Annotated in this window: 1 protein-coding gene; it reads right to left on the bottom strand. The window is 50.0% G+C overall.

Features of this window, described 5'->3' with window-relative positions:
• Nucleotides 1-590: potassium transporter TrkG (locus R7Q46_RS28685; protein WP_318078509.1), on the bottom strand; the 590-nt coding region annotated here is incomplete at both ends.

Genomic DNA, 590 nt, shown 5'->3' with positions numbered 1-590 from the left:
CGCGCACTGGCTGATTGGAAGAAAGCGGCCAACCATTGCCCGCCAATAGTGAGCGACCCCATGGTGTTGGGGTTGTGACGTTCCAAAAGCCAAAACAGCACCGTTCCCACCAACAGCAGTAACGGCGTGGCAATCAACATGATTTTGGTGTGAATATGTAAGAAGTGGAAACCTTTACGCCAATGTCGCCAAACGTCACCAATCACAGTGAAACCCAAGCCGCCAAAGATAAACAGACCAGCTAAGGTGAAACTCACTAACGGATCGTTGACAAAACTCATCATGCTGTCAGAGAAGAGAGCGAAGCCAGCATTGTTGAAAGCCGAAATAGAATGAAACAGCGCATAGAACATGCCCGTCTGCCAACCCATTTCTGGCACCCAACGATACGAGAGGAAGACAAAACCAATCGCCTCTGCCACCAGCGCAAATGTGACGATCTTTTTCACCAAACGACGCAGGTTGACTTGCCTTTCTTGGCCAAGTGCTTCTTTGGCTAACGCTTGCTGACGTAGACTCAAGCGCACCCCAAACATATAGAGCAGCACCGCAGATAAGGTCATTTGCCCTAAGCCGCCGATCTGCATCAA

This window comes from Vibrio sp. 811 (genome assembly GCF_033339195.1).
This window is presented reverse-complemented; position numbering and strand designations above follow the sequence as displayed.